Annotated in this window: 2 protein-coding genes; both read left to right on the top strand. The window is 39.4% G+C overall.

The window, feature by feature from the left end; genetic code table 11:
• Positions 1-212: 212 nt before the first annotated feature.
• On the top strand, positions 213-1,766 hold the full coding sequence (gene istA / locus LVD51_RS19900) for an IS21 family transposase (protein ID WP_317207908.1): 1,554 nt from the start codon (positions 213-215) through the stop codon (positions 1,764-1,766).
• Between the two features lie 24 nt (positions 1,767-1,790).
• Complete coding sequence (istB, locus tag LVD51_RS19895) at positions 1,791-2,519, top strand: IS21-like element helper ATPase IstB (protein WP_236973133.1); 729 nt, start codon at positions 1,791-1,793, stop codon at positions 2,517-2,519.
• Positions 2,520-2,614 lie beyond the last annotated feature (95 nt).

The raw sequence follows: 2,614 nt of genomic DNA, 5'->3' as shown, positions 1-2,614 counted from the left end.
TGGATATTACGGATCGTTTTGTGCCAGGTATTTCGGTGGGTTAGTGCCAGTTATATCGGTTCAAATTGTGCCAATATTTACGGATCGTTTTGTGCCATTTTTGGGGTTCAATTCATTCCATAGCGGATCGTTTTGTGCCACAGGCTGACCAGTTTTCCCAGCCACTTTGAAAGATCAAGTACAATTATCTTGTCGCAAAAAAGCGATTAGATATGGCAAACACACTTGATCCTATGGACCTTAAACAAATTATCACATTACACTTAGACGGTTACAGTAATCGTAAAATAAGCGACATTCTAAGCATATCCCGGAACACGGTGAATACCTACATGAAGCGTTTCAAAGCTAGTGAATATTCTTTTGAGGAGCTTTTGAATTATGACAATGCAGCCTTGACGGCACTTTTCACTTCATTCACCACTCTTGATACTGAAAGACAAGATAAGCTGATGCTTTATTTTGAGAAGGTCAATAAAGCTCGAAATCATCCCGGATTCACTTTTCTATACCACTACCAAGAATATACTCAGACGACCAAGAACGCCTATAGCTATACTCAATTTATGGAGCATTATCGTCGCAAATATGCCAAGGTAAAAGGTTCCATGAAGTTAGAACATGAGGCGGGTAAAGAAATGTTTATAGATTTTGCTGGCAAGAAGCTGCATATTATTGATAGACAGACCGGTGATATAATCCCTGTGGAGGTGTTTGTGACCATATTACCCAACAGCCAATATACTTATGTTGAAGCCACTGAGAGCCAAAAAAAGGAAGATCTGATTTCTTGTTGTATGAATGCATTAACTTTTTATGGAGGTGTTCCTAAAGCAATTGTCTCGGATAATTTGAAGTCGGCTGTGACAAGAGCCAGTAAATACGAACCTACCATCAATCGCAGCTTTAAAGATTTTGCCAGACATTATAACTGTGTGATCAACCCCACAAGGACTTATTCACCGCAAGACAAAGCCTTGGTTGAAAACGCAGTACACCTTGTTTACCAAAGAATTTATTATCCGATACGGGAGATGACTTTCTTTTCTTTGGAAGAACTCAACCGCGAGATACGACGATTACTTGTAGACTATAATAAATTGCTATTCCAACGAAAACAAGCCTGTCGAAGAGAGCTCTTTCAAACGATCGAACGACAATACTTAAAATCATTACCCACTCAGGCTTATGAAATAAAAGATTACAAAAGGGCAAAGGTTCAGAAAATGGGTTATGTTTATTTCTCCCCGGACAAAAGTTATTACAGTGTTCCATACCGTTATATCGGCAATAGGACCATGATCCATTACACCAAAAGCACGATCGAGGTTTATTATAATCATCAGCGCATAGCCCTGCACAAACGCAATCCCTCTACCGGAATTTATATCACCAACAAAAATCACCTCAGTAGTACACATAAAGCATTTACAAAATGGAGTCCGGAATACTTTAGAAAGCAAGCTCTTCCTCATGGAGTACACGTTGTGAGGTGTGTAGATAAAATACTTTTGAATATCGATTACCCTGAAGTAGGATATAAACGGGTTATGGGACTAATTCAACTCCATAAAGCTCATGGCTCCAAAAGGCTAGATCAGGCCTGTAAAAGAGTTCTGGATATCGAGGCTGTCTCTTACATGCGCATCAAAAATATTTTGGAAAACAATATGGACAAAAGCTTTTTGTTTTACCAAGACCTGGAAAAAGATAAATCTCATATCCCTGAGCATGAGAACATAAGGGGGGCTTCGGCCTATAAATGAACGTTTAATTAAACAATAATTATTATGAACAATAATCAAACTATCGAAAAACTGAAAGAGATGAGACTTGGAGCTATGGCTTCCCTACATCATCAACTCATTAAGGATAACCGAGTGGGATCCATGACCGCCGACGAATACCTTGCCTTATTGACCGATCATGAATGGGAACACCGCTGGAACAGGAAAATCGAACGATTGACCAAACAGGCGAAATTTAGACAGAAAGCCAGTCTTGCTGATGTGGATTATACTCACAATCGTAACCTGGATAAAAATATGTTCGTCCGTCTCGGCATGTTGGACTTTGTCAAAAAAAAGGAAAACATTATTCTGACTGGAGCCTCTGGCGTTGGGAAAAGCTATCTTGCACAGGCTCTGGGGCACCAAGCCTGCTTGATGGGACTAAAGACCTTCTACTTCAATACAGCTCGCTTGCTCAAAATGTTAAAGCTCAGTAAAGTGGATGGTACTTATCTCAAAGAGCTTAAAAAACTCTCATCAACTGATCTGCTTATCCTTGATGACTTTGGTCTTCAATCCTTTGATAATCACGCAAGGGAAGCCCTTATGGATATCATTGATGATAGGCATAATCAGAAATCTACCATTCTATCATCTCAGATACCAGTATCAGCATGGTATGACATCATCGGGGAAAGCACTATCGCAGATGCTATTCTAGACAGAATAGTTCACTCCTCTCATCGAATAAGTCTTAAAGGAGAATCTTTGAGGAAAGGAGTATTGTAAAATCAATAAATCCATTTTTTTTGTTATCATTACAACATCTTTCAAAGTGGCACCATTTGACCGAAATAGGTGGCACAGTCCCTCCGAAATAACCA

The sequence above is a fragment of the Membranihabitans marinus genome (assembly GCF_021729155.1).
GTDB classification, from domain to species: Bacteria; Bacteroidota; Bacteroidia; order Chitinophagales; family Saprospiraceae; genus Membranihabitans; species Membranihabitans marinus.
Note: the sequence above shows the minus strand (reverse complement) of the source record. Positions and strands in the feature narration are given on the sequence as shown.

Excerpts from the sequence above, each read along its gene's own strand:
- istA (WP_317207908.1), top strand. The coding sequence starts at position 213 with ATGGCAAACACACTTGATCCTATGGACCTTAAACAAATTATCACATTA.
- istB (WP_236973133.1), top strand. The coding sequence starts at position 1,791 with ATGAACAATAATCAAACTATCGAAAAACTGAAAGAGATGAGACTTGGA.